The following is a 22,117-nucleotide window of genomic DNA, read 5'->3' as shown; positions in this document are numbered from 1 at the left end:
TCGATTGGTTTAACCATCGCCGCATTCTCAGGCCAATTGGCGATATACCTCCAGCCGAATACGAAAAGCTGTATTATCAGCAAGCCGAGTCTGCCCAAGCGGCATGACTCAAATCAAATTGCCTCCGGCAAACCCAGGGCGATTCAATCTGCTGTTTCCATCTTACCCGCAGTAGTGTAGGTATAGGACCAGTTCTGCTCAGTAATCGCCGCATGGGTGCCATGGGCCACCAATAAGCTAAAAGCCCCCGCAAGAATAGACTTGCTGAAATACATATCAATTCCTTCGAATCTTCTTAGTTGTTAGTTTGTTTTGTTTAAACTCTATGCAATCGGATCTTGTTAAGAGTCTTCTGCCGGTGTGACTTTTTTACTGAGTAAACGGCCTTCGGTGTCATAGGTGTACTCGGTAATACCTTCGAAAGTAATGACTTTTTTAGGCAAGTTAAGAGTATCGTGCCATTCGGTGGTTATTACCTTGGCTTCAGGTGTGCCTGCAGCTTCGGTGCGGGTCAGCTCACGTCCCAGATTATCACGGGTGTAGGTGGTGGTATTGCCTTCCCAGTCCGTTTCACTGGCAACAAAGCCATTGGCATCGTAGGAATAATTCATATTCGCGGCTGCACAATTGGCCGATGCTTCACCCTCTACCGAGGTGATACGCTTCACACCATGCACATCAGAGTAGTTATAGGTAGTTTTTTTGTCGAGGGCATTAGTAAGACGACGGGTATTCTTATCGACATACTCCACATCGACGGATTCCGCACCACCGTTGTGCTCTGTGCGAATCGCTCTACCTTGATCGTCATAAGTGAAGGTGCTGTAGACATTGCCAGCCTCATCAGTTACGCCTGTCAAGGCATTGGGGAAACGGCTGTCTTCGTAGCGGAAGATGCGTTTAGAATTATCGTTATCAGGGAAGGTGATAGATTGCAACAGATCACTATTTGTATAGCCAAACCTGTAGGTAGAACCATCATTGCGACTGATTGCAAGAAGGTTACGAGGACCCGACCAAATGAGATTCATACTATTCCCATTATCATCGGTAATAGTGTAGACACTAGGCCCAGCCACAACCTCATTATAAGTATAGGTGATACCCTGACCCTGCTGGTTTTCTACACGAAGAATACGGCCATTGCTGTCATAGGTTTCTGTATATTCGCTACTTTTCAGCTCCCAGCCAGTGAATTTACCGTTTTCATCCAGCGCTTTTTTTACTCGCCAGTCTCTATTGGCTTCTGCCACAAAAATGCCATTCTCATTTTTGAAGTGAAGATCCTTGCCATTGGGACGATAAGCGATAACCCTTTCCGTAACTCTTTCAGTTTCTCTCTCAGGTAGTGTGTAGTGAGCAAGAAAGAGACTATGGTTATGCCGCCAATTATTATTCACAGATGCAAAATAATTACCAACACCCACTTCGAGTTGCCTTTCCATAGCATTCTTTTTACCTAAAGGTAAAGAAATGCGCGGTAGCCTTCCCATAACCTCAGGCTCTGTATGTAACACGGTTTGTATTTTTGGAGTAGGCTCATCATTATTTAAGAATGCTTCACCGATACTAAATCCGGCACCGCTCTTTTTTTGGTTTCCAAAGCTATTGTAAAACCAAGTGAATGTTAAAGGGAAATCACCCTCAGCCTCAAAAACAGTCTCGCGCTGTAATTTGTGACCATTAAAGAAGTTAATCGGATTGCCGGCTTCATTTGAGCAATTCTCAGGTTCTGGAGGTGCGATGCAATCTCTGGCCGAACTATCCCACGGTTTGTCTATTGGGCATTCTTTTTCACATAGGCCAGTTTTCGTATTAAATCTCGTTGGAGGCTCGCACATTGGGGCAACTTGTTGGCATTCATAAGTTCGATGTTTTCCATTTTCTTCAACTCTAATACGATTAAAGTTATCTGGGCAAAACCAATAAGTAATTACGCGTAACTGTCCCTCAATATCTATCTCACGACCCGGATACTCACTGCTAACGCTGTACCTCGCTAGATTATAATGAACACTGTCTGGTTCCCCATTGGTATACCAAGTACCTGATACTGGCTCAGATCCCGTAGTATAATGATGACTACAAGACCAATAAATTTTGTATTCCGCTTGCTTCATACATCTATCAAAACTCTCTTTTGATTTTTGGTTCCAGCGGCTGATCACGGCGTCGCGGTCTGGTAGCCGAAACCGATCCCCATAAATCTCGTGAACTTTTAATACATCAGTGGTGAAAACCTCTGCAGCGGCTGCTTTCAGAGTTAAAATTTCCAAAATAAAGAAAACGATAAGAAAAATAAGTTGTTGTTTTTTTATACCATGCATCACAAAAACCCTTAAAGAAACAATAAAATGTGTCTCGCGCTCAATCTAATCCAACAATTCTAAAAAATTACAGCCAATCCATTATTATTTGCTTGGTTTAAAATCCGTAGATTAAGAAATCAATCAGCGTCTAAACGCTGCAAGACAACAATGATAACAATTTCCTGGGTGGCTTTCTTTTATTTTAACAACAAAATTCTCAATCCTTCGTCCCTCAGTTCGCAAAAGGAGTTCACGTAATGCGCCATCAAATGTCAATTACATGCCATTACATCAAAAAATATTGCAGCTACATTACATAGGAATAGTGATTTATTTCACGTTTGGCTTCACTTTCAGTGGCAATATGCGGTGCGTACACCCAATTTCGAGCTGGGTATTCCCTATGGCAGGCCAGCAGTGCTCTCTACAGTGGCATCACTCACAATAGAGAAACTCACTAAGCGAGAACAATAAATATTCTTAAGGACGGCTTCGGTGTTCAATGATGTCTGCACTAACACCGCATTAATCTGTTTTTGAATAAAATCCAGTTTTAGCTGCTTGGCCTTGAATGGAATATCCTCAGCCAGCATATGCCTATGTCGTTTACACACTCCGCTCAAACGGTGGCTCACTTGAACCAGAGTATGACCTTGAGTCTGATTGATGTGGGGTTCGGTATACTAAACAAAAAAATATGCATCTGGTTTATCTAAAAACTTGGCTATTGCCAGGGATGCACTCTCTGACTTGCATAGCCTCGACCAGTTTCAGTAACCGATAGGCACACCCGTCGATCACCTCTGCCTGGCACGCTCTACATTCACCCTAGTGTCGACTATGGCCAACCCCAGAATGCTTTCCATGCTCGCTAGGCATTCCTCTGTGCGCCCCCCTGCGGTGAGTTTGACAGCGTGGTCCGGATTAATCACTATGTCCTCACCTTTCAGGTTGAGTTGGTTCACCTTACCGCCGTTATTGACGTCCCCATCCATCCGGGTTGCCTGCATGCGGATTAATTTACAGGTAGACTGTCCTTCTGTAATGCAAAAGGCCACCTAGGCATCCAACAGTCTAGTTGCATCGGGATTGGCATTTTTATAATAAATGAAGTTTCAACTACAGCTAAGCGACTGAAAACTGTATTTTTAAATCCTTTGTTTGTATAATGGATGATAGAATTTACCGGGTCGGACATTTTGGTATGATGATACATTGTATTAAATGTGAGTCCAGAGCAGTTATCACCAGTAGAAACAGAGTCGATCCCAAACTCTCACAATTATATTGTGCCTGCAAAAATCAGGACTGCGGCCACACCTTTGTGTGTGACCTTGCTTTCTGTCGTACCATCAGTCCGCCAAAAAACGACCAACAGAGCTTACTTAAGAATCTGTTAATGACACTGCCCGCAAAGGACCGTCTGGCTTTGTTTGATTCCATAAACAAGCATTAGCTTCTATCTACGTACGCCAGTCTGCAATCAGCTTTATTCATTAGGGTTGGCAGGAAGAATACGCCTTCCGTGAAGGCGTGATCTTTCACCTGGCCGAACCGGTTATCCACTTGGAAGTCTACGGTGTGTCGGAATACCATATCTTGTAGGCCCTCACCCTTAAGACGTTCACCATTGATCACACTGTGTTGCCTTCTATATTGCCCTCCCTCAACTATCCCGCAGCCTGTCGCATACTCCGCGTCACCCCGGCGCGCGCAGTCAGCCCCACGCCTCGCCTGCGGTCTTTATGTGTCGATTTTGACTTATTGGCGAAGGGTGGTTTAGGCCAGGCCCGGCGGGGGCTGCGTGGGGATTGGAGGGGGCTTGCGGACGACGCAAAACGACGCACGATCAAGGGTAAGGAGGGGGAGGGACCGGGGTGCCGCGAGGGCACCCGCGGCAATTGGCTCAGTGGCGCACAATTCGGGGGGACAGGGGGATATTCACTTCCGGGTTTGGCTTCGCACTGAGGGAGAGACTATGCAGCACGGAAAGTGCGGCGACATAGGTATGCCCGCACTCCACATCCGTACACTGAAAATAGATTTCTCGGTACAGCGGCGTGATCTGCTGACTGGTGCGCGCTCTTGCCTTTGCGCCACAGTGGGGACAACAGAGGCCGATGCGCATGGGGGTTGTGTCCATTACCGGCTTGGGTCCGGTCTCGTTAATTGCCTGGGTTTCCATCACTGTGCCCTTGATCAGTTGTTCATAGTAATAGTACCTGATATACCTGTAGTGGGAAGCTGGACCAACGAATGTTGGCGTTTTTTACAGAGTTATCAAATCACTGACCATAGAAATGTCGGGCATGAATGCACCCGCTCAGCAAAGAATCCAGCAAGAACGTCGACAACTGTGGTGCATTGAGCCCGTACGGGATTGAATATGGGTTTGTATCAATTCAGGCCGAAAAAAATCATCATAGATTCTTAACACACCACCCTGTGATCGGTTTCATTTCCTTGTCTATACGCCGTTCTATCCGATTCAGCTTTTCATCAACCAGTTGCAAGAAAGCTTCACTGCATTCCTTGGGGGAATCAAGGTTAAGTGCGTCAAGAGCGCGTCGCACAGTTGAAACTTCATCAATCAAACCTGCTCGACATACATCCAGATGCCCAACCTGAGCTTTCGAAATAGAAGTTACAGAAAAGTTATCCATGGCATTATTCTCCAGTTTCCTGTTAGAGAATTGTTCTGACTTATAAGCAAATCATAACAGAGAACAATTTACCAACTGAAGTTTGATTTGCAACTAATATTTTCAGTTTCTAATTTTTTAAAAAAATAACAAATAAACTTTGACATTAATATCTTTGAGAAATTTTACCAATCAAGAAAACCCTTTTTTAAACATTAAAGAAGTATGGAGGTCCTTGATGAAGAGGGTGGATGAATGTACGTGCGGAAACGACTGGTAACTTGCAGAAATGCGTATTTACAATCGCATCACATGGGTAATCCTTGCTCGTATTGGAATGGAAAAAGAAAGGTGTAACGGGTTGCCGGCCCCCTGTCCGTGAGCAGCCTCTTCGAGAGCAGCCTCTTCGAGAGCATAAGTCCTCTCCCTGATGTTCTGACAAAGCCTGACATCGATTGTAATGCCTTGTAATAAAAAGATTTTGTGATGGTGGGGCAGGGGCAGGCTGTCTCCACAAAACTGTGGAGACAGCATCGGGAGGGTTAAATATCGTAGTGATTGCGCTCGTCAGGCAGGTCCGTGAGGTATTCTACAAACTCTACCTCGAAGCCATCCGGGTCCAGAAAGTAAATATTCTTTCGGTGAGGTGACTCGGCTCCGTCTTTATAGGGCCGGAATCCGGCTTGATCCAGTCGCTCTATGAGCCTCTGCAGGTTGTCGGTGACAAATGCGAAGTGAGCGAGGCCAACCTGTGAGCCTGTCAGATCCCGGTTATCACTGTCACCGTGGTCACTGAGAGCCAGATATTGGTAATTGTCACCAAAATGCAGCCACTTTCTGGGTTTTCCATACCATTCTCCCTCTCCGCCACCCCTGATCTGCCAGTGTGGGAAGACAGCCTGATAAAAACTCAGGCTCATGGGGATGTCCCTTACCACCAGATTTACATGTTCCAAATGCATCATAACCTTTCTCCTTCTTCGTGGATCAATCCGGCTCGTTTGTGTTGATAAATACAGGATAAAACCTCATGTTTGGTTGAGGTAAAGTGTTTTCTTCCGTGTGATAAGAGGTTTTTGTGGATACACCGAACCTGTCTGTAGGCGTAGTGGCCGAAAGGTGTGGGGTTAAAGTTTCTAACCCCCTCCATTTACAAGGGAGAGGGCTAGGTGTCGGCCTTCCATCGGTTCGAAGTTTTCAGTGTTTAGATGGTGTTCTAAACGCCGGCATGGCTTGCTGTAAAACCCAGGCTTCGGATTGAGTGACGTTTGCAGCGACTGCTTTATGTCCGCAGCCTTCAGGGGAACGGAGGGCGGCAACCAGCTTGGGCAGCATGTATTCCAACAGGGGATTGTCGAATCTTGCTTTTAGAGCATGGGTAAGACGTGCCCAGTGATCAATGTCTTCTTCCAAGTGTCTGGAGACGTATTTGATAACGGCTTGGGCTCCGATAAACTCTCGCGCGTCTTTGGGGGACAGCAGGCGGTAGGCCACGATGTCTTTTTCATGGTCGTCGTGATCCCAATCCCCGAGGGGCAGGTCAAACGAGTCACCAGCAAACGCAAACAGTTCTTTACCTTCGCGCAGGCGAATAGCGATTGGGGTATCTGCTTCAATCCCTGCCGGAAGATCACCAGTCTCGTTTCCTGCAAATTTTGTCCATTCGGGGGTTTCAGGCTGTACTGGTTTCTGGGTAGTAACGGGAGGTTGGGTGCTTTCTAGTTGGATTTCCATAGTCAGATCCTTTTAAAAATGGGCTCAGTGCCTGCAGCCCTGGTGGTTACTGCTGGATGAATACGCCGAAGCGCAAGAAAAATCATTTGAGATTGCTACCGTTCATTTGGGCGCCTTTGCCCTGGCTCACTACCAGTGCGTAGCCGCGCCCCTTGCGTATCAGTTCACCGCTGGCCAGCAGGGAATCGAACACGGGCTTGACCACCAGATTGCCACCGCGCACTGCCCGGTTAATCTTGCGCAGCACCGGTTGCCAGCCGAACTCACCGAGCCGGATACGGGTGGCGAGCTCCACTTGTTGGGGGTTAAGCTTGGGATTGTTTTTGGCGTTATCTACAACCGTTTTTTTCTGCTCAACAGTGACTGCTGAACGTTCAACGGTCTGGGTTGAACGTTTAGAAGCTGGGATTGAACGTTCAACGGTTTGGGCTGAACGTTTAGAAATTGGGTCTGAACGTTCAACGCCCTCGGCTAAACGTTTAGAAACTGGGGTTGAACGTTCAACGGTTTGAGCTGAACGTTTAGAAATTGAGCCTGAACGTTCAACGGTCTGGCATGAACGTTTAGGGGTTGGGGTTGAACGTTCAGCGCTGGGGGCTAAACGTTCAATACGGGTGCTAAACGCTCCTGAACTGTTAAACGCAAGCAGTGCAACCAGGCCAACCACATCCGTCACAATGGCCAAGGCCAGCAGGCCGCCCTGCTGCAGCACTGCGGGATTGATATGGATCAGCGCCGCAAAATTGGCAAAGGCGGCCTGGGCGCTGTCTGTGGCCGGCACACGCAGGGTGTTGAGCTGGGCCAGCACCTGGTTGCGCTGCTGCTCCAGTGCCACCAACCGTTCAACCGTTTTCAACGCCCGCTGCCGGTAGCCGTTTTTAACGTCGGTTTCGATGACACCGTTTAGGCTTGTGATTTGCTGTTCATAACTGGCTAGCTTCTGTTTAAACGTTTGGTATTCCAGACTGTTTCGAACGTTCAACTGTTGCTGCTGGGCTGCATGGCCAGCCAGAAACCCTACCGTGGCCGCAATACTGATCACCACCAGCAGCGGCCACAGCAGCAGCAAGACATAGCCCACCGGGCGGCCCTGGGCGCGCAGCCACAATCCAAAAGGCGCGAATGCGAATTTGCACAGCTCCAGGGCGCAAGCGGTTAATCCCGCCACCAGCTTTCCAGCCACCGCGGCGGGGATAGAGATCCACAGGCCTACGGAAAATACCAGCGAGGTACCGCAGAAAATCAGCGCTGCCAGGCCAATCACATAGCGCCAGAGTTTCATTACACCGCCCCCCCGTTCAGTGGCCGGTAGCTGTTACCGGCTTTTACAAACAAGCAAACATCGGCAAGGCGGTACTGGTCGCCGTTCCCCTTGACGCGGTAACAATCCGTGGTGTCGAGGATTTTCACCGGGAACGGCAAGGCCCGCTGAGGCGGGTTCTGGTAAAAGTATCTGGAGTCTTCGCGGATGGCTGCATACAGTTGAGTGCTCATGGTGCTGCCTCCATTAATGCAGCGTCGGCTGCACCGGCTCTACAAGTTGCATCATCGCGCTAGTAAATCTTGCCAGTTGGAAGTCAATCTGGCGGCGTTCCTGTGCCTCCCGTGGGGACAATTTGCCCAGCTCTCCCAGCATCTCCAGCTCTTTGCGGCGGCGGACCCAGGCGCGAACCTTGTCTGCCATCTCGGGAAAAAGGGTGATATGGATATCAAGCGCACACATGACCACCTCCGAGCAGTTCCCGGTTCAGGGTTTGCAGTTGGCTCACACGCTCCTCGTGCTCCAGAAAAATTGCCTGCGCGGCGCGCAGCTCGCGCATGGCCTCTTCCTGAACCACCGTGGTGGTGGCAGGGCAGGCGATGCGCTCGCGACACAAGGCCAGCGCCAAGCGAATCTGCCGGACCTGGGCCAGATCCAGTACAACAACCTCATTTCCCATCGGGTGTCCCTCCAGTGGTGAAAATGCCCGCGGACTTTGCCCGCGGTGGGTGTAGGCGGCCTCGCGGGCGAGACAACCGAAAAGCACTTCGTCACAGACCAGCGCGCTCCAGCTGGAGGCGCGATGCACGGCAGCGTTGTTGATCCAGGCGTGATAGACCTGCATTTCGCTCACGCGGTGGAAAAGCCGCAGCCGACACTGGTTCATGGCCGTGCAGTGCCTTGTAAGAAAAATGCGCGGACCCCCTCAAAAAACCCGGAACAATGGAACAAGGCGGACAGTTCAACTTGCACCCCAGGATTTATGCGGTCTGCAGGGGTGTTTCCTTGTTCCATAGGAAATGGAACAACTTGGAACAGAGATTTTCCGATATTGCTGCAGGCCCCGTGGTTACTGGCTTTGCGGCATTTGGGGCGATGGCTGATTTTGGTAACAGACTCGGAACTTGTTACCAATGCCGTGTTCCGGGTTGTTCCATAAATGTTCCAAAATTGTTCCATTGCGCTTTACCCTTTAACTCATTGATTTAATTGTTTTTTCTTTTCTATTTATCTCTTGTTCCGCCTTGTTCCATGTTTTTTACACCCCGTCCCCCGCATTTTTTCTCTTTGCCCCACAGAACAAAAAAAATACAAATCGCAGATTCATTGGCCATTTCCGCCACTCCTGCGAAATACCCAGCACCAGGGGCTAAATCCCGGCTCCCGCTTCGATCGAACCCGCTTGTAGCTGGTGAAGGGGTAACGCTGGCTGGTAGGCAACAGCTGCTTGAGTTCGGCCACCGGCACCAGCTCCTGGCCCCGCTTGCGGCAGTGCTCCAGGTACTCGTTGAGGTTGATGGCGATTAAAGCGGGGTCGATGCTGTGGTTCAGGCGTTCGATGGGGAGGTCCCGTTCACCGTCCTGATCATCGATGTGCATCCCCTGGTCATTGATAAAGTGGTAGGTGTCCCAGAACTGCTCCACGATGGGGTGATCATTATTGAGGCGGCGTTGGCGGTCACGGGCACGTTCCTGTAAATGCGCTTGTACTGCACGAAGCAGATCGCCACTGCAGGCCGGCAGCAAGACCTGCAGGGCGTCCACCGCGGCCATTAATTGCGCGTGACAGTCGATCACGCGGCCCTGGGTAATGCCACCGTCGGCACTGAGGGTTTCCCGGTGGCGGTCAAAGGCGGCAAAAAACTGGGCCAGCCAGGCATCCTCGCAAGTCAAGGCGCAGTGCAGGTAGCCGGCCAGGTGTTTTACCGGTTCCCGCTTGAGGCGATCGGCCAGGGGGCGGCTCTCGGGGCGTTTGTGAGCAGTGGTGCAGTGCAGATGCACAATGCGCGAGAGCATCGCAGCGGAAGCCTGCACCGTGGCGTTCTGGCTGATCACCAGGGTGCCGCGAAACAGTCGATCGTGGGTTTTGTTGTCATTGGTCTTGACGCCGCGGGAGTCGATCACCCCATCCAGGTCGTAGACCTTTTTAAAGATGTCCCAGTCGAAGGATTTGCCCGGTCTGCCGCCGGTGCCGCCATTGGTTTCGCGGTCGCTTTCAATCACCACCACCGGCAGGTTGCTGACCTTGCCCAGTTGTCGCCCGTAGCTGGAAATGGAAGTGCTGAGCAGATCCACCCCTTCGTAGTTGTCGCGCCCCAACAGTTTCCAGAGAAAGCGGAGTAACGTGGACTTGCCTGCGTCCGCTTCCCCGGTGAGTTCCAGAAAATGAAACGCCTGGTGTTGCTCCTTGATCTGGCGGGCAAACAGGCTGGCGGTAAAGTAAGCCAGCGCGGCAATTCCGTTGAAATGAAACACCGTGACGAAATCCGGCCACCAGCGGCTGTGGAATTGGTCGCTGTGGCACACCGGCATATCTTCCAAGGTGGTTTTAATGGCGGTGTCGCCCAGTTGTAAAAAACCGTGGGCATTGGCGGGCAAAAATTTTCCCTGGCGATAACCAAAGCCGGGAAAGATATAGGTGCGGGCATCCTCGTCATACCCCATGTGGGGTAAAGTGGTCACACGGGCCACCTCCCCATCCAGCCAGCGCGCCTTGAGGATTTTTAAATCGCCCGCTCCGCCCTCGAAACTGCCGCCATCGGTATGGGATAACAGCGCGAGACCAAAGGCGCGGGGGTCGGACAAGGCATTGGGGGAGAAGGCCCCCAGGTAATTGCGTTTGCTGCCGGCTTTTTGTATCTGGAAAAAGTAACGCCGCTCGCCGGTCAGGCGGTCAATCTCGGTATATTGAAATTCCGGTACACAGTTGGAAATCTGCTCGACTTTGGTGGCCTGGTTGAAGGCATCCCAGGAAAAGTCCCAATCGAATGGGTCGTTATCATTGGCCTTGTTAAACTCCTCCAGGGAGAACCTGGCGGCATAGAGCCTGTCGCCGTGGGCAATCACGGTTTTGCCAAAGGGCTTCCAGCCGTACAGCGCATAGGCTTTGCGCTTGGGGGTTTGCGCAATAAATACCCGCCCGCGCCACTGGCATTCCTCAAGGGTTGTATCGTTGAGCCGCTTTTCCCGATACAGGTCATCCCAGTCTTTGCGGCTACCGGTCTGCAGGACTTCGACCCTTTCATTCCGGTCTTTGAGTTCTCTGTAGTATTTGGCAACATGTTTGCGCGCACCGGGCTCGTCGTCATAGGCCAGACACCAGGTAATTTCCTGACCTTTATTCTTTTCGATCAGCGCCCGCGGCAGGTTGGAACAGCTAAAGGCCGCCACAGCCTTATAGCCAGCCAGAGTCATGGCGATGCAGTGGAAAATGCCTTCAACAATAAAGACCCTGTCTTCGGGCTGGATTTCCTGCCCTGGTGGTGCCCAGTGTTTTCTCCTACTGCTGCCGCCTTTTTTAAAGTGTGCTTTTTTGCCCGCCTTTTCCACATGGGCTTTATCAATAATGCGTTCCCAGTAGTACTCCTTGCCCCCGTACAGATAGAAGCGCACGGTTTCGGCCCAGGTACTGTCCGGCAATCTGTAAAACCCCTGGTCAAACCAGTCTTCAATATCCGCCGTGGGAAAGCCGCGCTGGATGGACAGATAGGCCCTGGCGGTGGCCTTGGGGTCTTCGTCACTGGAGGGGAAACGCTTGGAGAAGTTTTCAAAGAGATCCGGATAGCGGTCGCGGACCCGCTCCTGGTAGCCGCATTTGTCCTCGCGATCGCAGCGCAACACAATCGGCTTTTCGGCGCTGATCCAGACCGTCTTGCGTTCACACTTGGGGCAGGTTCCTTCCCGGTAGATATTGGACCTGGCCTTGAGGACGAGGCTAAGCGCCCCGTCCCCCTCCAGTGCCGCCACCACATCCCGGTTGATCTGGGTGTAGTCCATTGCCTGCACCCTACTTGTGCTTTGCCTTACCACCGTCATCTTTCAGGCAGCGCTGGGCCAGCTTCATCATATTGATAAACCGGTAGCGCCCAAGCTTGATGGTGGGGAGGTGGCCGCGCTCCACTTGGCCGCGGACTGTCGGCAGCGTGAGACCGGCATCTATAGCGAACTGCTCTTGGGTGGAAACCGGGGATTTCAGGGGTGGTGGGTCAAGTTGTTCGTTCATTTTTTGCTCTCCATTGCTCTTGGTTGACAATCACAGTGGATATTTTTAGGTAAGTAAATGTATTAAATCAATACATAATCAATTTTAAAATAAGATTTTGTCGCTCAATTGATTATGTTTGTTATTAAATAAATACTTTTAGTTGTAAACACAGTAACCTTTGGGCAAGATGCGCCGCCGTAAAGAGCAATAAAGGTGGGTAAGGCGGATGGAAGCTCTAGCTGAAAAGCCGGGGGAACGGCTCCGAATAGTCAGGGAAGCACTTGGCTTCACTCAAAAGGAATTCTCGGATGCCTTGGGCTTGAAGTCGTATCAAATCAGAAATATTGAATACGGTCGGCACAGAGTCACCGAAGAGGTGTTTGCTGCCTTCGGAAAATCAATGCCGGAATTACTGCCCTGGATAGCTTTTGGCGGCACTATCCCTGTGGAACAGCTTCGCCAGAGTAAGGGGGAGCTCAGCAAGTTATTGGTTGTACGAATCAATATTGGCTTAACGCCTAATGCAGCTTTTCTGGAACCAAACAATGGCGATCAACAAACTTGAGAGTGGCCGCTGGCAAGTAGATATCCAGCCTGAAGGTCGTGGAGGCAAGCGGGTACGCCGCACTTTTGATACTAAGGTGGAATGCGTCCGCTGGGAAAGGGTGCAACGGACAGACGCCGATAGGGGAGGGTGGGCGCCGCCCCAGAGAGACAAACGGAGTTTACGCGCCTTGGTAAACACTTGGTACAAGTTGCATGGGCACACTCTTAAAAGAGGTGAGGAGCGCCGCAATTGGCTTTTTTCCCTTTGCGATATGATGGGAGACCCTTTAGCCAAGTCTGTTACAGCCGAATTCTATGCGGAATTTCGGCAGAAACGTCTGGCCGGAGGACTCAAGGCTAACAAGCGCCATCGTGGATCAATTACCGCTAAAACCTGTAATCATGAACTGACCTATTTGCGGGCTATGTTCAATGAATTATCCCGCTTGGGAAAGTGGCATCCTGAAAATCCACTTGCAGGTGTGCGCCCTCTAAAGATTGATCAACGGGAGTTAGCTTTCCTTGGAGAGAATCAGGTCAAGAAGCTGCTGGCATCGCTGGAGCAAAGTAATTCCGGGCACGTGCTGTTGGTGGCCAAAGTTTGCCTGGCAACCGGCGCTCGATGGAGTGAGGCTCAAGGCTTGAGGGGCGATCAAGTGCGCAATCGTAGGATTACATTTGCCAGAACAAAAAGTGGGAAGACACGAACAGTCCCGATCAGTAAGGCGCTTGAGGAGGAGTTGTACAAGAAGCGCTCAGATAGTGGTCCACTGTTCCAATATTGCTATAACGCGTTTCGTAAGGCTCTCAAGGATAGTGGCATTGATTTGCCCAAAGGGCAGGCCAGCCATGTCCTAAGGCACACTTTTGCCAGCCATTTTGTCATTCATGGTGGGAATCTCCTTACTTTGAAAGAGATACTTGGGCACGCTGATATCAAGATGACCATGTGTTACGCCCACTTGGCACCCGAACACCTCGAAGAGGCCGCTACAAACAACCCTCTCGCGGCTTTGGAGGCTTCGTCAAGGTGTCAACAAAGTGTCAACGCGAATGAGGAAAACAGGGTAATGGTGAGTACCGAACCCTAGGTTTCATGCGGGTTTGCGGCATGTAGGGCACTGCTGAAGAGCATAATTTTTGACTTTTAACCAATTGGTCGCTGGTTCGAATCCAGCACGACCCACCATTCCACGGGGCCTGTAGAGCATTCGATTTTTACAGCTGTCCCACAAAACCCCAATTGTCCCACAAGATCACCTTGATTCAGTCGGCTTCTTCAGGCTTGCGGTGGTAATGTCGCCTGGTTGTTGAAGCACTGGTGTGTGATAAACGACGCCTTGCCTGCTCCATATCTTCACTATCCGACGCTACCTTGGCCCGCAGGTCATTCTCAGTAAATCGCTCTTGGATTACTCCTTCCTTGATCACCTTGTCTATCCAGCGCCGGAAGATGCTGTCGAATCCAGAGGTGTTGCCTTCCTCATCAATATACGGGTTACCCTTACGGGTACAGAATAGATAGGTAATATTGGATACGCGCTGTGGGCGTATCGCTAGTGCGGCCTTCCAGGCGGCCTCGCGCTCTGGTGTCAGCTTGTAGACAGTCACCTTACCTGAGGACTCGGCTGTCTTAGTTGGCTGCACTTTGATCCCTTCAGCTGTCTTGGAGCGCAGCTCAAGACGAAGCATGTCGGCTTTGCGTGCTCCCAATGTCATTTTCAGTCGGACATAGGCCTGCAGAAAGGTGTTGGCGTAGGGTAGAGCAGCATCCAGTTCCTCGTCGGTGACATATCGCTTGCGGGTGCGTCCTGGATTCTTGATGCGCAGGCCGCGCATCGGGTGCTGATCATTGCGCAATACGCCCCACTCAATGGCCTTGCTAAACAAATGCGAAAGCACCTCAAGGTCGCGATTCGCGGATGTGGGAGTGCTTCGACGTAGGTCGCGATACTTAAAAACTTGATGACTTTCTACCTCACCAGGGGGCATATGCCCGAAGACGGCACGCAGTCGCTTCAGACTGATGAGGTTGCTGCGGCGAGTCGCTGGTGCCTTTAGGGGGGCCACCTCAGAAATGTAACGGTCCATCAGGTCACTCATGGTATTGATACTGGGCGCTTCGCTGTCTAATTCCTGCATTATCTCGGAGTATCGTTGAGCTGCGTCGGCTATGGTACGCCCGAGCGTGAACTCCACCTTACCATCGAAGATTCGTTGACGGGTGGCTGCATCGAGCCAGCGGGGCACCCGATAGCGCCAGGCGCCATTTTTCCAACGAACGCCCTTGGCAAAGGGCCTATTAATCAATTTGCCAGTTCCCATTTTGGTTCCATCTTGTTTTGATTTAGTCGGTCTTCCGGGCGAAGATCCTCATAAAGTACTTTCGGTCGTCCTGTTCTTGGGCAGCGAAAAAAGCGAACGCCCATAGCGACAAGGGCTTGACATTGCTTATTTGGATGTCGGTAATCTGTCAGCTCTTGAATTTCCTCGATTGTTAATAGACGCACGCAATTCCTCCTTAAAAACCTAAACCGCTTCAGCGACCTAAAGAGCAGCAGCCAGCTTGACCAAACCCTCGGGGGTCATTAACACTTGCTCCAGGTAGCCAGATTGGATGTGGTCCTGTGAATAGTTCATGTACCATCCTCCAGTAGAAGCCCTCTCCCGGTTGCGGCCTTTAGCTGTTGCAGGTCTTGTGTCAGGCACTCTGCCAAACCCGCGGTTTTATGGCTTAACTTGATCATTGCGTCGCAGCGGGTGGCAAGGCGGATCAGGTCCAGATAAGGCACTATGACTGGGTTACCTGGCAGGCGCATCTGAGCCACCATGGCGTTTAGCAGGGCGTATTTGTCGGCGTCTGTGGTTTGAGTGGTGTGGTAGCCGCCGGTCTTTCGGATGGAGGGCAGGACTTCCGAAGTAATCCAGCGGCGGAACTCCTGGGCCTTGGGTTTGCGGCTCTTTAGTACGGCGTGATACAAGCCGGACTCGCTGATTGTGAGCAATTCCTGGTCGCCGCCAGGGGTACTCACAATCTGAGTACCCTTTTCATCACTATCTAAATTGCGAGCCATATTGGCCGCATCTCTGTAGTTAAGGGCCTCCGCCACATCAGTAGCAACGAACCGGGCTTCGCCATCAACGTTTAGGACGCGCACAGTATGGGAATGAAAATCAAACGGAATGACAGGAGAATTAGGCATGATAGCCTCCTTGCATAGCGGGTTAGCCGCCACCGTAGAGGTACCAATCTCGAAATGGTGGCGGGGTAAACGGGTTGGTACTACCGCTACAAGGAAACGGCGGGCACAAGTGCCCCCCGAATACCCCACCATAACAAGGAGGTTTCGCGCACAAAAAAAGACGCATACAGCTAGAGGCGTCTTCCCGGCGCCTTGTAGATACGGGGTACCAATCCCGGCTCTCGATTTTGCGAGGGCGAGGTAAGCATGGCACTGTTCCCCGATTTTTGTCAACAGGGGGAGTGTGCTCTTCCGTATTGGCGCCTTTTGCATGTTCATGCCTATTTAATCCATCAGAAAATGAGTGCGGCGATGCCGGTGAGGGATTGCCAGAGTCTCACACCGCACTCCTAAATTGGATATAAGAACTGATAAATACAGTGGCTAACTCCGCATTGATTGCATTGCCATAACCGCGCAATCGTCCCACACGGGCGGGAGCCCCATTAGCCAGCGGGAATGTGCCGGGTTCAACTGGCCTGAACTTTCCATCTCTGCAGCTGAGCCAGTCAGGGTTTCGCCAGAAGCCGTCAGTCGGACCGGGCCTGCTAACTGCACTTGATGCGCCAGTGTTGTTACAGATTGTCCCGCGCTGGTTTCTTGCTTCCGCTCTAGAGCTCTTTCCGGTGTGCTCCCTTGCGTACTGGCTGTTGGTGTGCCCCAGCCCATTAATGTCACTTGCGCGCTCAGTGGCTTGCCACGGGAATGCAACCACCTTTTCTGGTTGAACTCCTCGCTGGCTGATTCGCTTTTCCAGTCTCGTGCAGCTGGCGTTGCCCATCCGATCTTCCGCAACGAAATAGAGACGCTGCCGGATGTTCGGAGCACCGACGCCCGCAGCGCATAAATCGAGCGCCCCGCTGATGTAGTTCGCTCCTTCCAGGTCAGCCTGTACAAGGTCGAGCCAACTGAGTGCAGCCTTGCTTGCAGACTGCTCGCCAAATATTGCTCCAGGGCGACACTGTTCGATGAGGTGGAACCACGCGGGCCATAAGTGCCGCTCGTCAGCTTCCCCTTCTCCCTTGCCTGCCTGGCTGTAAGGCTGGCATGGGCAACTGCCGGTCCAGACCGGTTTATCATCGGGCCAACCGGCTTTTCTGAGTGCGTAACTCCAGACTCCAATGCCGGCGAAAAAGTGGCATTGTGTGTATCCCACAAGCTCATCTGGATAAACATCTTCAATGCTCCTCTGGTCAACCTCACCTGGTGCTATGTGACCGGCTGAAATTAATTCCCGTAACCACTGGGCGGAAAAGGGATCAATTTCATTGTAATAAGCTGCCATCACTTATTTCCTACCTATCGCCAGGGCATTGGCTATAGCAGCCAGGACTGGGAATTTTCATTTGTCGCCTCCAGATCCACGGACGGTCTTGGCTTGCAGTTCGATAAACTTGCCTTTCCAGAACTCGGCGCGGCTGTCTTCCCACTCGGCAATCTCCGCCCACTCCTCTGGGGATTCGCCGCTGTTCGCGGGCTCATTGGGTCTGTAACCCACGGCCTCGACCTCTTCATCCAGTAGGGGGCATAGGTCTCCTGTCCATTCTTTTGCTGCATCTGCAATATTCATTGCTCGCTCCTGGTGTCCCTGGTTAGTTTTTATTGCCTGCCATCAACCTTGCATTCGTCGCAGAGCAATACGCTCTTTTCATAAAGCCATTGCATATTTTTTAGAGTTTCCAAAGTGTCATTATCAATTTCATAGCGCCAAGGAATGCCGCTGTCTCTATCACATCTATCACATTCGAAATTCTCATTTCTGTATCTGTCAGCCTCCATGGTGTCGAACTCTATTTCATCAACCATTTTTTAGGTCTCCAGGTATTTTCTACTACCCACAAAGCCCACACTAGGCGGGCTGAGGAAGTTATTTAGGGGGTGTGATTATTCGTCGGTCCTTTCCTTTAACTTGCCGTCAACGATGGTATAAACGGTTACTTCTTCGGTTTCTTTGTCGAAGATTTGTACCCAGTTAGCAAAGGAATTTTCTTTGGGGATTTGCTCCACTTTTTCTTTTGCCTTTTCGAGGGTTTCGAATGACTCCAATAAATCTTTTGCACCACCTATCATCAGGTTGTAGCTACCGCAAAAAACTGCGTATCGCCTCATTGAATATTGCTCCTTTTAAAAAGGGGCCCAGTACCTGCGGCCCAAGCAGTGGGGGTACAGCCATCAGCTAATTACGCAGCAAAACTGCCGATATAGGTGTTGATGTTGGCGGGCTTGAATACATTGGCCAATTTTTCCTGTAACTCCTTGCCCATATCCTCTTGGGTCGCTTCCAGGCGCTTAATGCGGGCGGTGAGTGTGGGTGCGTCACCACCCGTAAGAATGGACAAACGTAGGTCGAAGCTGCGAGCGTCCAGGCCGCTGTAGGGGATGCATTCAAATCTAAAGCCCGCTGGTAAGCCTTCATCACTGCGGGCTTCGATTTTTTCCAAAGCACTACGGCTTGTATTGAAATCCTGAGTCTCGTGCTCTTCTTTTCTGGAGGATTCGATAGTAAGGCGGCGTATTGCAGCAACGGCTTTACTGTTCGGAATGGCCTCGCCGTCACTTGAGTAGCAGGTAATATTGTCCGCATAGTCCTCCATAAACTCCGCCATGCGCTTCTGCTTGCAGCGTTCGCCGTTCAGTTGCAGCAACGCTTCAAACTCCGCGGTCTTGACTAGGCTGAGTTTTGCGGTGAAGTCAGCATGGCCGGGCTCTAATACGCTGCCCAGGTTGAAAACAGATCGTGCTGTCATACGCTGTGGGTCGACGAAACAAGCAGATTCAGCTCCGCCGAAATCCAGACAATAAGAAGTGAAATCCTCTAGTGCGACAGTTTCCATCAGGCCACGGTAGCGGTTGCGGCCTGGGAGATACTTTTCCAGACTGTGAATTTTAAATCCTTCTGGAGCGGCCATGATTGGCATATCCAAGTTAGCGCTGCCGATGATGGCTGCCAACTCTGCGGTGGTTTGAGATTCCTTGATCTCCTTGATTGCGCTTTGATCCATGGGCATTTGCAATTTTCCTTTAGTGGTCTTGGTAGGTGATTAGTGAAAGCCGATGACTCTTTGAGCTACGAGTTTCGGATCGGGGTTACATCGCCGTTAATTGCTCCTTTTTTGTCAAACATTTGGTCTTGCTTTTCAGGGAATAAAGACAGGGCGCCCTTGGTACCGACGTACATGGGGGTAGAGGTGGCGTTGTCCTCGGAGATAGAGCCGTGGTTGGTTGGCTTTTTGTATTTCAGGGTGTGCTCGATTTGAACCTGATGGCTGTTCTTGATTTTCCCCACCTTGAGGGTGATTTGAACTTCGCCCTTGCGGTCATAATCCGTGACCGCAGAGGCAACATCGCTCAGGATATGGGCGAGTTTTTCCTCAAAGACGCCGCCATCAAGTTCTGAAATAAACCGGTTTACATTAGTAGCCATGGGATGCTCCAAGTATTTAAAAGAGGGCCCCACACAGGCAGCCCATACGGTTACAGCTGACTGAATGCGCCAGGGGCGCGGTGGAAATTCTTTAGCTCCTGTTCTTTGCTGCGGCTTCACCGGCCAGGGCAAAGTAGGCAGCACCGTCTTCGTAGTCGTCTGGTACAAACACCCCACAGCTCGCACGGGATTGCTTCAGTAGCACCATAAACAGCCATCCCTGCTCTTCCGTAAGTTCAAACCCGTAGAGGGCATTGAATGCGGTCACGGTTTTGGCCATGGAGCGCTCGCCATTTCCCGCATCACGTTGTTCAGCACGGTCGCGCATATGCTGAGCGGCTTTTTCCAGAAAGGCTGGGGCGCTGTAGTCCGGTGGTGAAACTGTTTCAGAACTCACGCGGCTTCGCTCCCATTGATTTGCTGTGCGAGGTGATCGAGGGATGCGAGGTAATCAGTGGCAGCTTCCCGGCTTTCACTGAGGGCGTTTTGTATGGCCTCTGTGCGGTTTGCGCCGTGGCCCTGTGCCAGGCCTGAAGCAGGGCTAAGGAGATCGTCTGGGTTGATGTTTAGGCAAGCGTGGTAGCGCAGGCTGCCGTCGAACCTACGCCGGCAGATCATATGCCCGAGGATATCGCCCTGCAGCACAACGGTTTCCATGCCGACCACTGGCCTATCGGGGTTTTTCCCTGAGTCGGTGATTGGGGCTGTTATAAATTTGATGCGCTTCATACGGTGTTCTCCCCCTGGTTGCGTATGCGAATAGTTTTAATGGTGGGTTTGCGCTGGAATCGGGTACGGAGTTGTTCCTGGGAATCGGTGCCGGCGCTGACGAGAATGGAGGCGAGCAGTCCGAACTGGATCAGGCCGTGTTTAATGGCTTTAGCGACGGCATCGGTACTGTTACGGGCGTGCAATTTAAAGAAGCACTCAGTCAACAGGTTGGCGACATTGGCGATAGAGCAGTGCATGGCGGCGGCGGTTTCAGCATTGCTAAGTCCGCGAGCGCGGTGTGTCAGCGCTTCTGCCTGGCGGGGGGCCAGTTTCCTGTACTTAGGGGTTGAGCTGGTGGCCTGCATATTGCTGTCCCTGCCTTGGGTGGTTGTATCTACAAGACTGATAATCAACTAATGGTTGATTTATGTCAACAACTAATAGTTGATTATTGGCACAAAATAAGACCAGAAAATCAAGAGGCGATCTACAGATGATAAAAAAGCCCCATATGGGGCTTTGTGGAAATTGGGGAGTTTTACGTAGCTGTGTTATTTAGCCCGGCATGTAGTAACCGATTATCACTCCGCAGATATGAAATTCCTTGCCTGTTACATCAAGGGGGGGGTAACTAGGGTTAATTGCTTTCAGGTAGACCCTGCCGGCGTCTTCAATATATGTCTTGAAGGTTGCCTGATTATCTATCTTCGCTACCACTCTGGCGCCGTTTGTCACTTCTATTTCTGGGTCCACATAGATAATCGCTCCTTCTGGATACGAACGCTGACCAGGGTAGGGGCTGGTCATTGAGTCCCCGCGGACATGTAGTGCATAAGTGCGTAGTGAATGAGGCACGGGACAGGGCATTAACTTCTCTGCATCACCCACGATGTATGGGTCTATGGCCTCGCAGAACTCGCCCGCTTGTACCCAGCTAATCAGTGGTACTAAACCAAGATTTTCAGGTCCAGGAGTGACGTTAGAGATATAGGGAGACGCATCCTCTCGCGCCTCGTTGCTAAATCTTTTAGGGTGCTCCCCAAATTGCAGCCATGCTGGCCGCACGTCTAACCAATCAGCCAGTATCTGCATGTTGGCGCGAGCGGGCATCGACTCACAATTTAGCCATTTATTAATGGCCTGTGTTGTTGCTTTGGCTCCGCGTCTTTTCAGCTCTTCGTAAATAGTAACGCCAAAATTCTTCGAGATGCCTTTATCGTCAAGCGCTTCTTTCAACCGCTGGACGAACTCTTTTCGTATTTGAGTAGTGTCAACCATTGGTTGAGTATTGCATAGGGCTTGATCAACTATCAGTTGATATGTATTATCAACTAAAAGTTGGCTCTTCGGAGGTGTCATGGATGCTCCAAATTTAGATTCACCAGTAGGCGTGAGAGAGGCCGTCAAGCTTGCTGGAGGCCCTTTGAAAGTTGCAAGGCGCTGTGAAATTTCCACCAGTGCTGTGCATAAGTGGATTACCAACGAGCGACTACCGCGAACTGAGTACACCGGTGAAACAGAATATGCCGAAATTTTGGCTGCGCTTTCCGGAGGCAAATTTAATGCGAATCAGTTACTTGAGAACCTGAAGCCAATGAAAGCGGCGACACGCCCTCTTATCCATCGAGCTAACTAATTGTAAGGGCAAGGACAACACCAGTTAATCAACCACCAGCCATGGGTTTCCATACAGGAAAGAGAAGTCCAATTACTTGTTTTTGTGCGCATTGCTTACTGCGTCGTAAATCACTTCAAAGGCATTGGCAAGTTTTTCGGAGTCGCCTTCGATCATCTCACCAGATGGCCAGTGAGGGGAATTTCCGCCACCGCGTTGAATGGAGGCGATCAGGATATCTGCGGCAATGCGCTCGAATGAATCTTCCATAGGGAAATCTATGTTGCTGTTGGTGTGAAAGCCAGCAGTGTACCGGGAAACCCGTCACCTGGGGAGTGGTGTGACAGCCGGGAGAGTTCGGCAGCTTTTAACTGAAAATATTGGAATACAGAATGGAAAATCAACACCGAAAAATTAAGGGCTACCGCG

The 22,117-nt window shown here is 50.9% G+C and carries 33 protein-coding genes; 5 read left to right on the top strand and 28 right to left on the bottom strand.

Annotation, left to right across the window (positions count from 1 at the left end):
- Positions 1-180 (top strand): hypothetical protein (locus ACL7TT_RS19515; RefSeq protein WP_413397877.1); only part of this gene is annotated, 180 nt, incomplete at its 5' end.
- Here ACL7TT_RS19515 and ACL7TT_RS19510 read toward each other — a convergent pair.
- The 4 genes from ACL7TT_RS19510 to ACL7TT_RS19495 all read right to left on the bottom strand — a co-directional run bounded on the left by ACL7TT_RS19510 (position 144) and on the right by ACL7TT_RS19495 (position 3,367).
- Positions 144-275, bottom strand: coding sequence for a hypothetical protein (locus ACL7TT_RS19510; RefSeq protein ID WP_413397876.1), 132 nt, complete (start codon positions 273-275; stop codon positions 144-146). The genes ACL7TT_RS19515 and ACL7TT_RS19510 overlap by 37 nt on opposite strands.
- Before the next feature lie 66 nt (positions 276-341).
- A complete protein-coding gene (locus ACL7TT_RS19505; protein WP_413397875.1) occupies positions 342-2,327 on the bottom strand; it encodes a DUF6531 domain-containing protein in 1,986 nt (661 codons plus the stop codon).
- A 383-nt stretch (positions 2,328-2,710) separates the two neighbouring features.
- Positions 2,711-2,902 carry a hypothetical protein gene (locus ACL7TT_RS19500; protein ID WP_413397874.1) on the bottom strand — a complete coding sequence of 64 codons (192 nt, stop codon included), beginning with the start codon at positions 2,900-2,902 and terminating at the stop codon, positions 2,711-2,713.
- 204 nt (positions 2,903-3,106) lie between these two features.
- The gene (locus tag ACL7TT_RS19495) at positions 3,107-3,367 is read right to left on the bottom strand and encodes a hypothetical protein (protein ID WP_413397873.1); all 261 of its coding nucleotides are present in this window, start codon (positions 3,365-3,367) and stop codon (positions 3,107-3,109) included.
- A 110-nt stretch (positions 3,368-3,477) separates the two neighbouring features.
- Here ACL7TT_RS19495 and ACL7TT_RS19490 point away from each other — a divergent pair, with 110 nt between their 5' ends.
- A complete protein-coding gene (locus tag ACL7TT_RS19490) occupies positions 3,478-3,765 on the top strand; it encodes an ogr/Delta-like zinc finger family protein (RefSeq protein ID WP_413397872.1) in 288 nt (95 codons plus the stop codon).
- Positions 3,766-4,215: 450 nt separating this feature from the next.
- Here the strand turns inward: ACL7TT_RS19490 and ACL7TT_RS19485 are convergent, their stop codons facing one another.
- The 10 genes from ACL7TT_RS19485 to ACL7TT_RS19440 form a co-directional block, all read right to left on the bottom strand.
- Positions 4,216-4,494: an Ogr/Delta-like zinc finger protein gene (locus tag ACL7TT_RS19485; protein WP_413397870.1), complete on the bottom strand. Its 279-nt coding sequence runs from the start codon at positions 4,492-4,494 to the stop codon at positions 4,216-4,218.
- 235 nt (positions 4,495-4,729) lie between these two features.
- Positions 4,730-4,972, bottom strand: coding sequence for a hypothetical protein (locus tag ACL7TT_RS19480; RefSeq protein ID WP_413397869.1), 243 nt, complete (start codon positions 4,970-4,972; stop codon positions 4,730-4,732).
- 521 nt (positions 4,973-5,493) lie between these two features.
- Positions 5,494-5,916, bottom strand: coding sequence for a VOC family protein (locus tag ACL7TT_RS19475; protein WP_413397868.1), 423 nt, complete (start codon positions 5,914-5,916; stop codon positions 5,494-5,496).
- A 232-nt stretch (positions 5,917-6,148) separates the two neighbouring features.
- Positions 6,149-6,685, bottom strand: a complete 537-nt coding sequence (locus ACL7TT_RS19470; RefSeq protein ID WP_413397867.1) for a hypothetical protein — start codon at positions 6,683-6,685, stop codon at positions 6,149-6,151.
- An 82-nt stretch (positions 6,686-6,767) separates the two neighbouring features.
- Complete coding sequence (locus tag ACL7TT_RS19465; RefSeq protein WP_413397866.1) at positions 6,768-7,967, bottom strand: hypothetical protein; 1,200 nt, start codon at positions 7,965-7,967, stop codon at positions 6,768-6,770.
- Positions 7,967-8,179 (bottom strand): hypothetical protein, encoded by a 213-nt coding sequence (locus tag ACL7TT_RS19460; protein WP_413397865.1) that lies wholly within the window; start codon positions 8,177-8,179, stop codon positions 7,967-7,969. The genes ACL7TT_RS19465 and ACL7TT_RS19460 overlap by 1 nt, the downstream gene beginning before the upstream one ends.
- 13 nt (positions 8,180-8,192) lie before the next feature.
- On the bottom strand, positions 8,193-8,408 hold the full coding sequence (locus ACL7TT_RS19455) for a hypothetical protein (protein ID WP_299947186.1): 216 nt from the start codon (positions 8,406-8,408) through the stop codon (positions 8,193-8,195).
- Positions 8,395-8,832, bottom strand: coding sequence for a hypothetical protein (locus ACL7TT_RS19450; RefSeq protein WP_413397864.1), 438 nt, complete (start codon positions 8,830-8,832; stop codon positions 8,395-8,397). The genes ACL7TT_RS19455 and ACL7TT_RS19450 overlap by 14 nt, the downstream gene beginning before the upstream one ends.
- A gap of 437 nt (positions 8,833-9,269) precedes the next feature.
- Positions 9,270-11,942: a hypothetical protein gene (locus tag ACL7TT_RS19445; protein ID WP_413397863.1), complete on the bottom strand. Its 2,673-nt coding sequence runs from the start codon at positions 11,940-11,942 to the stop codon at positions 9,270-9,272.
- A gap of 10 nt (positions 11,943-11,952) precedes the next feature.
- On the bottom strand, positions 11,953-12,168 hold the full coding sequence (locus ACL7TT_RS19440; protein ID WP_413397862.1) for a hypothetical protein: 216 nt from the start codon (positions 12,166-12,168) through the stop codon (positions 11,953-11,955).
- A gap of 208 nt (positions 12,169-12,376) precedes the next feature.
- On the opposite strand from ACL7TT_RS19440, the gene ACL7TT_RS19435 reads away from it, so the two are divergent.
- Both ACL7TT_RS19435 and ACL7TT_RS19430 read left to right on the top strand, forming a co-directional pair.
- Positions 12,377-12,715: a helix-turn-helix domain-containing protein gene (locus ACL7TT_RS19435; RefSeq protein ID WP_413397861.1), complete on the top strand. Its 339-nt coding sequence runs from the start codon at positions 12,377-12,379 to the stop codon at positions 12,713-12,715.
- Positions 12,696-13,787, top strand: coding sequence for a phage integrase (locus ACL7TT_RS19430; RefSeq protein ID WP_413397860.1), 1,092 nt, complete (start codon positions 12,696-12,698; stop codon positions 13,785-13,787). Before ACL7TT_RS19435 ends, ACL7TT_RS19430 begins: the two co-directional genes overlap by 20 nt.
- A 175-nt stretch (positions 13,788-13,962) precedes the next feature.
- Here the strand turns inward: ACL7TT_RS19430 and ACL7TT_RS19425 are convergent, their stop codons facing one another.
- The 13 genes from ACL7TT_RS19425 to ACL7TT_RS19365 form a co-directional block, all read right to left on the bottom strand.
- Positions 13,963-15,006, bottom strand: coding sequence for a tyrosine-type recombinase/integrase (locus ACL7TT_RS19425; protein WP_413397859.1), 1,044 nt, complete (start codon positions 15,004-15,006; stop codon positions 13,963-13,965).
- Positions 15,003-15,206 (bottom strand): DUF4224 domain-containing protein, encoded by a 204-nt coding sequence (locus ACL7TT_RS19420; RefSeq protein WP_413397858.1) that lies wholly within the window; start codon positions 15,204-15,206, stop codon positions 15,003-15,005. The genes ACL7TT_RS19425 and ACL7TT_RS19420 overlap by 4 nt, the downstream gene beginning before the upstream one ends.
- 126 nt (positions 15,207-15,332) lie before the next feature.
- Positions 15,333-15,899 (bottom strand): BRO-N domain-containing protein, encoded by a 567-nt coding sequence (locus tag ACL7TT_RS19415; protein ID WP_413397857.1) that lies wholly within the window; start codon positions 15,897-15,899, stop codon positions 15,333-15,335.
- Positions 15,900-16,275: 376 nt separating this feature from the next.
- Positions 16,276-17,223 carry a DNA cytosine methyltransferase gene (locus tag ACL7TT_RS19410; protein WP_413397856.1) on the bottom strand — a complete coding sequence of 316 codons (948 nt, stop codon included), beginning with the start codon at positions 17,221-17,223 and terminating at the stop codon, positions 16,276-16,278.
- Between the two features lie 57 nt (positions 17,224-17,280).
- Positions 17,281-17,508: a hypothetical protein gene (locus ACL7TT_RS19405; RefSeq protein ID WP_413397855.1), complete on the bottom strand. Its 228-nt coding sequence runs from the start codon at positions 17,506-17,508 to the stop codon at positions 17,281-17,283.
- Between the two features lie 29 nt (positions 17,509-17,537).
- Complete coding sequence (locus ACL7TT_RS19400; RefSeq protein WP_413397854.1) at positions 17,538-17,744, bottom strand: hypothetical protein; 207 nt, start codon at positions 17,742-17,744, stop codon at positions 17,538-17,540.
- Between the two features lie 78 nt (positions 17,745-17,822).
- A complete protein-coding gene (locus ACL7TT_RS19395; RefSeq protein WP_413397853.1) occupies positions 17,823-18,047 on the bottom strand; it encodes a hypothetical protein in 225 nt (74 codons plus the stop codon).
- 71 nt (positions 18,048-18,118) lie between these two features.
- Entirely contained in the window at positions 18,119-18,946 is an 828-nt protein-coding gene (locus tag ACL7TT_RS19390) for a DUF2303 family protein (protein WP_413397852.1), read from the bottom strand.
- Between the two features lie 59 nt (positions 18,947-19,005).
- The gene (locus ACL7TT_RS19385) at positions 19,006-19,362 is read right to left on the bottom strand and encodes a hypothetical protein (protein WP_306040249.1); all 357 of its coding nucleotides are present in this window, start codon (positions 19,360-19,362) and stop codon (positions 19,006-19,008) included.
- Positions 19,363-19,453: 91 nt separating this feature from the next.
- Complete coding sequence (locus ACL7TT_RS19380) at positions 19,454-19,759, bottom strand: DUF6378 domain-containing protein (RefSeq protein ID WP_413397851.1); 306 nt, start codon at positions 19,757-19,759, stop codon at positions 19,454-19,456.
- Positions 19,756-20,091, bottom strand: a complete 336-nt coding sequence (locus ACL7TT_RS19375) for a hypothetical protein (RefSeq protein WP_413397850.1) — start codon at positions 20,089-20,091, stop codon at positions 19,756-19,758. Before ACL7TT_RS19375 ends, ACL7TT_RS19380 begins: the two co-directional genes overlap by 4 nt.
- Entirely contained in the window at positions 20,088-20,438 is a 351-nt protein-coding gene (locus ACL7TT_RS19370) for a response regulator transcription factor (RefSeq protein ID WP_413397849.1), read from the bottom strand. Before ACL7TT_RS19370 ends, ACL7TT_RS19375 begins: the two co-directional genes overlap by 4 nt.
- Before the next feature lie 190 nt (positions 20,439-20,628).
- On the bottom strand, positions 20,629-21,432 hold the full coding sequence (locus ACL7TT_RS19365; protein ID WP_413397848.1) for a LexA family protein: 804 nt from the start codon (positions 21,430-21,432) through the stop codon (positions 20,629-20,631).
- On the opposite strand from ACL7TT_RS19365, the gene ACL7TT_RS19360 reads away from it, so the two are divergent.
- Positions 21,431-21,709, top strand: coding sequence for a hypothetical protein (locus ACL7TT_RS19360; protein WP_413397847.1), 279 nt, complete (start codon positions 21,431-21,433; stop codon positions 21,707-21,709). The genes ACL7TT_RS19365 and ACL7TT_RS19360 overlap by 2 nt on opposite strands.
- A gap of 72 nt (positions 21,710-21,781) precedes the next feature.
- On the opposite strand, the gene ACL7TT_RS19355 is transcribed toward ACL7TT_RS19360, so the two are convergent.
- Entirely contained in the window at positions 21,782-21,958 is a 177-nt protein-coding gene (locus tag ACL7TT_RS19355) for a hypothetical protein (protein ID WP_413396503.1), read from the bottom strand.
- Positions 21,959-22,117 lie beyond the last annotated feature (159 nt).

The sequence above is a fragment of the Microbulbifer jejuensis genome, assembly GCF_047289955.1.
Classification (GTDB): Bacteria; Pseudomonadota; Gammaproteobacteria; order Pseudomonadales; family Cellvibrionaceae; genus Microbulbifer.
This window is presented reverse-complemented; position numbering and strand designations above follow the sequence as displayed.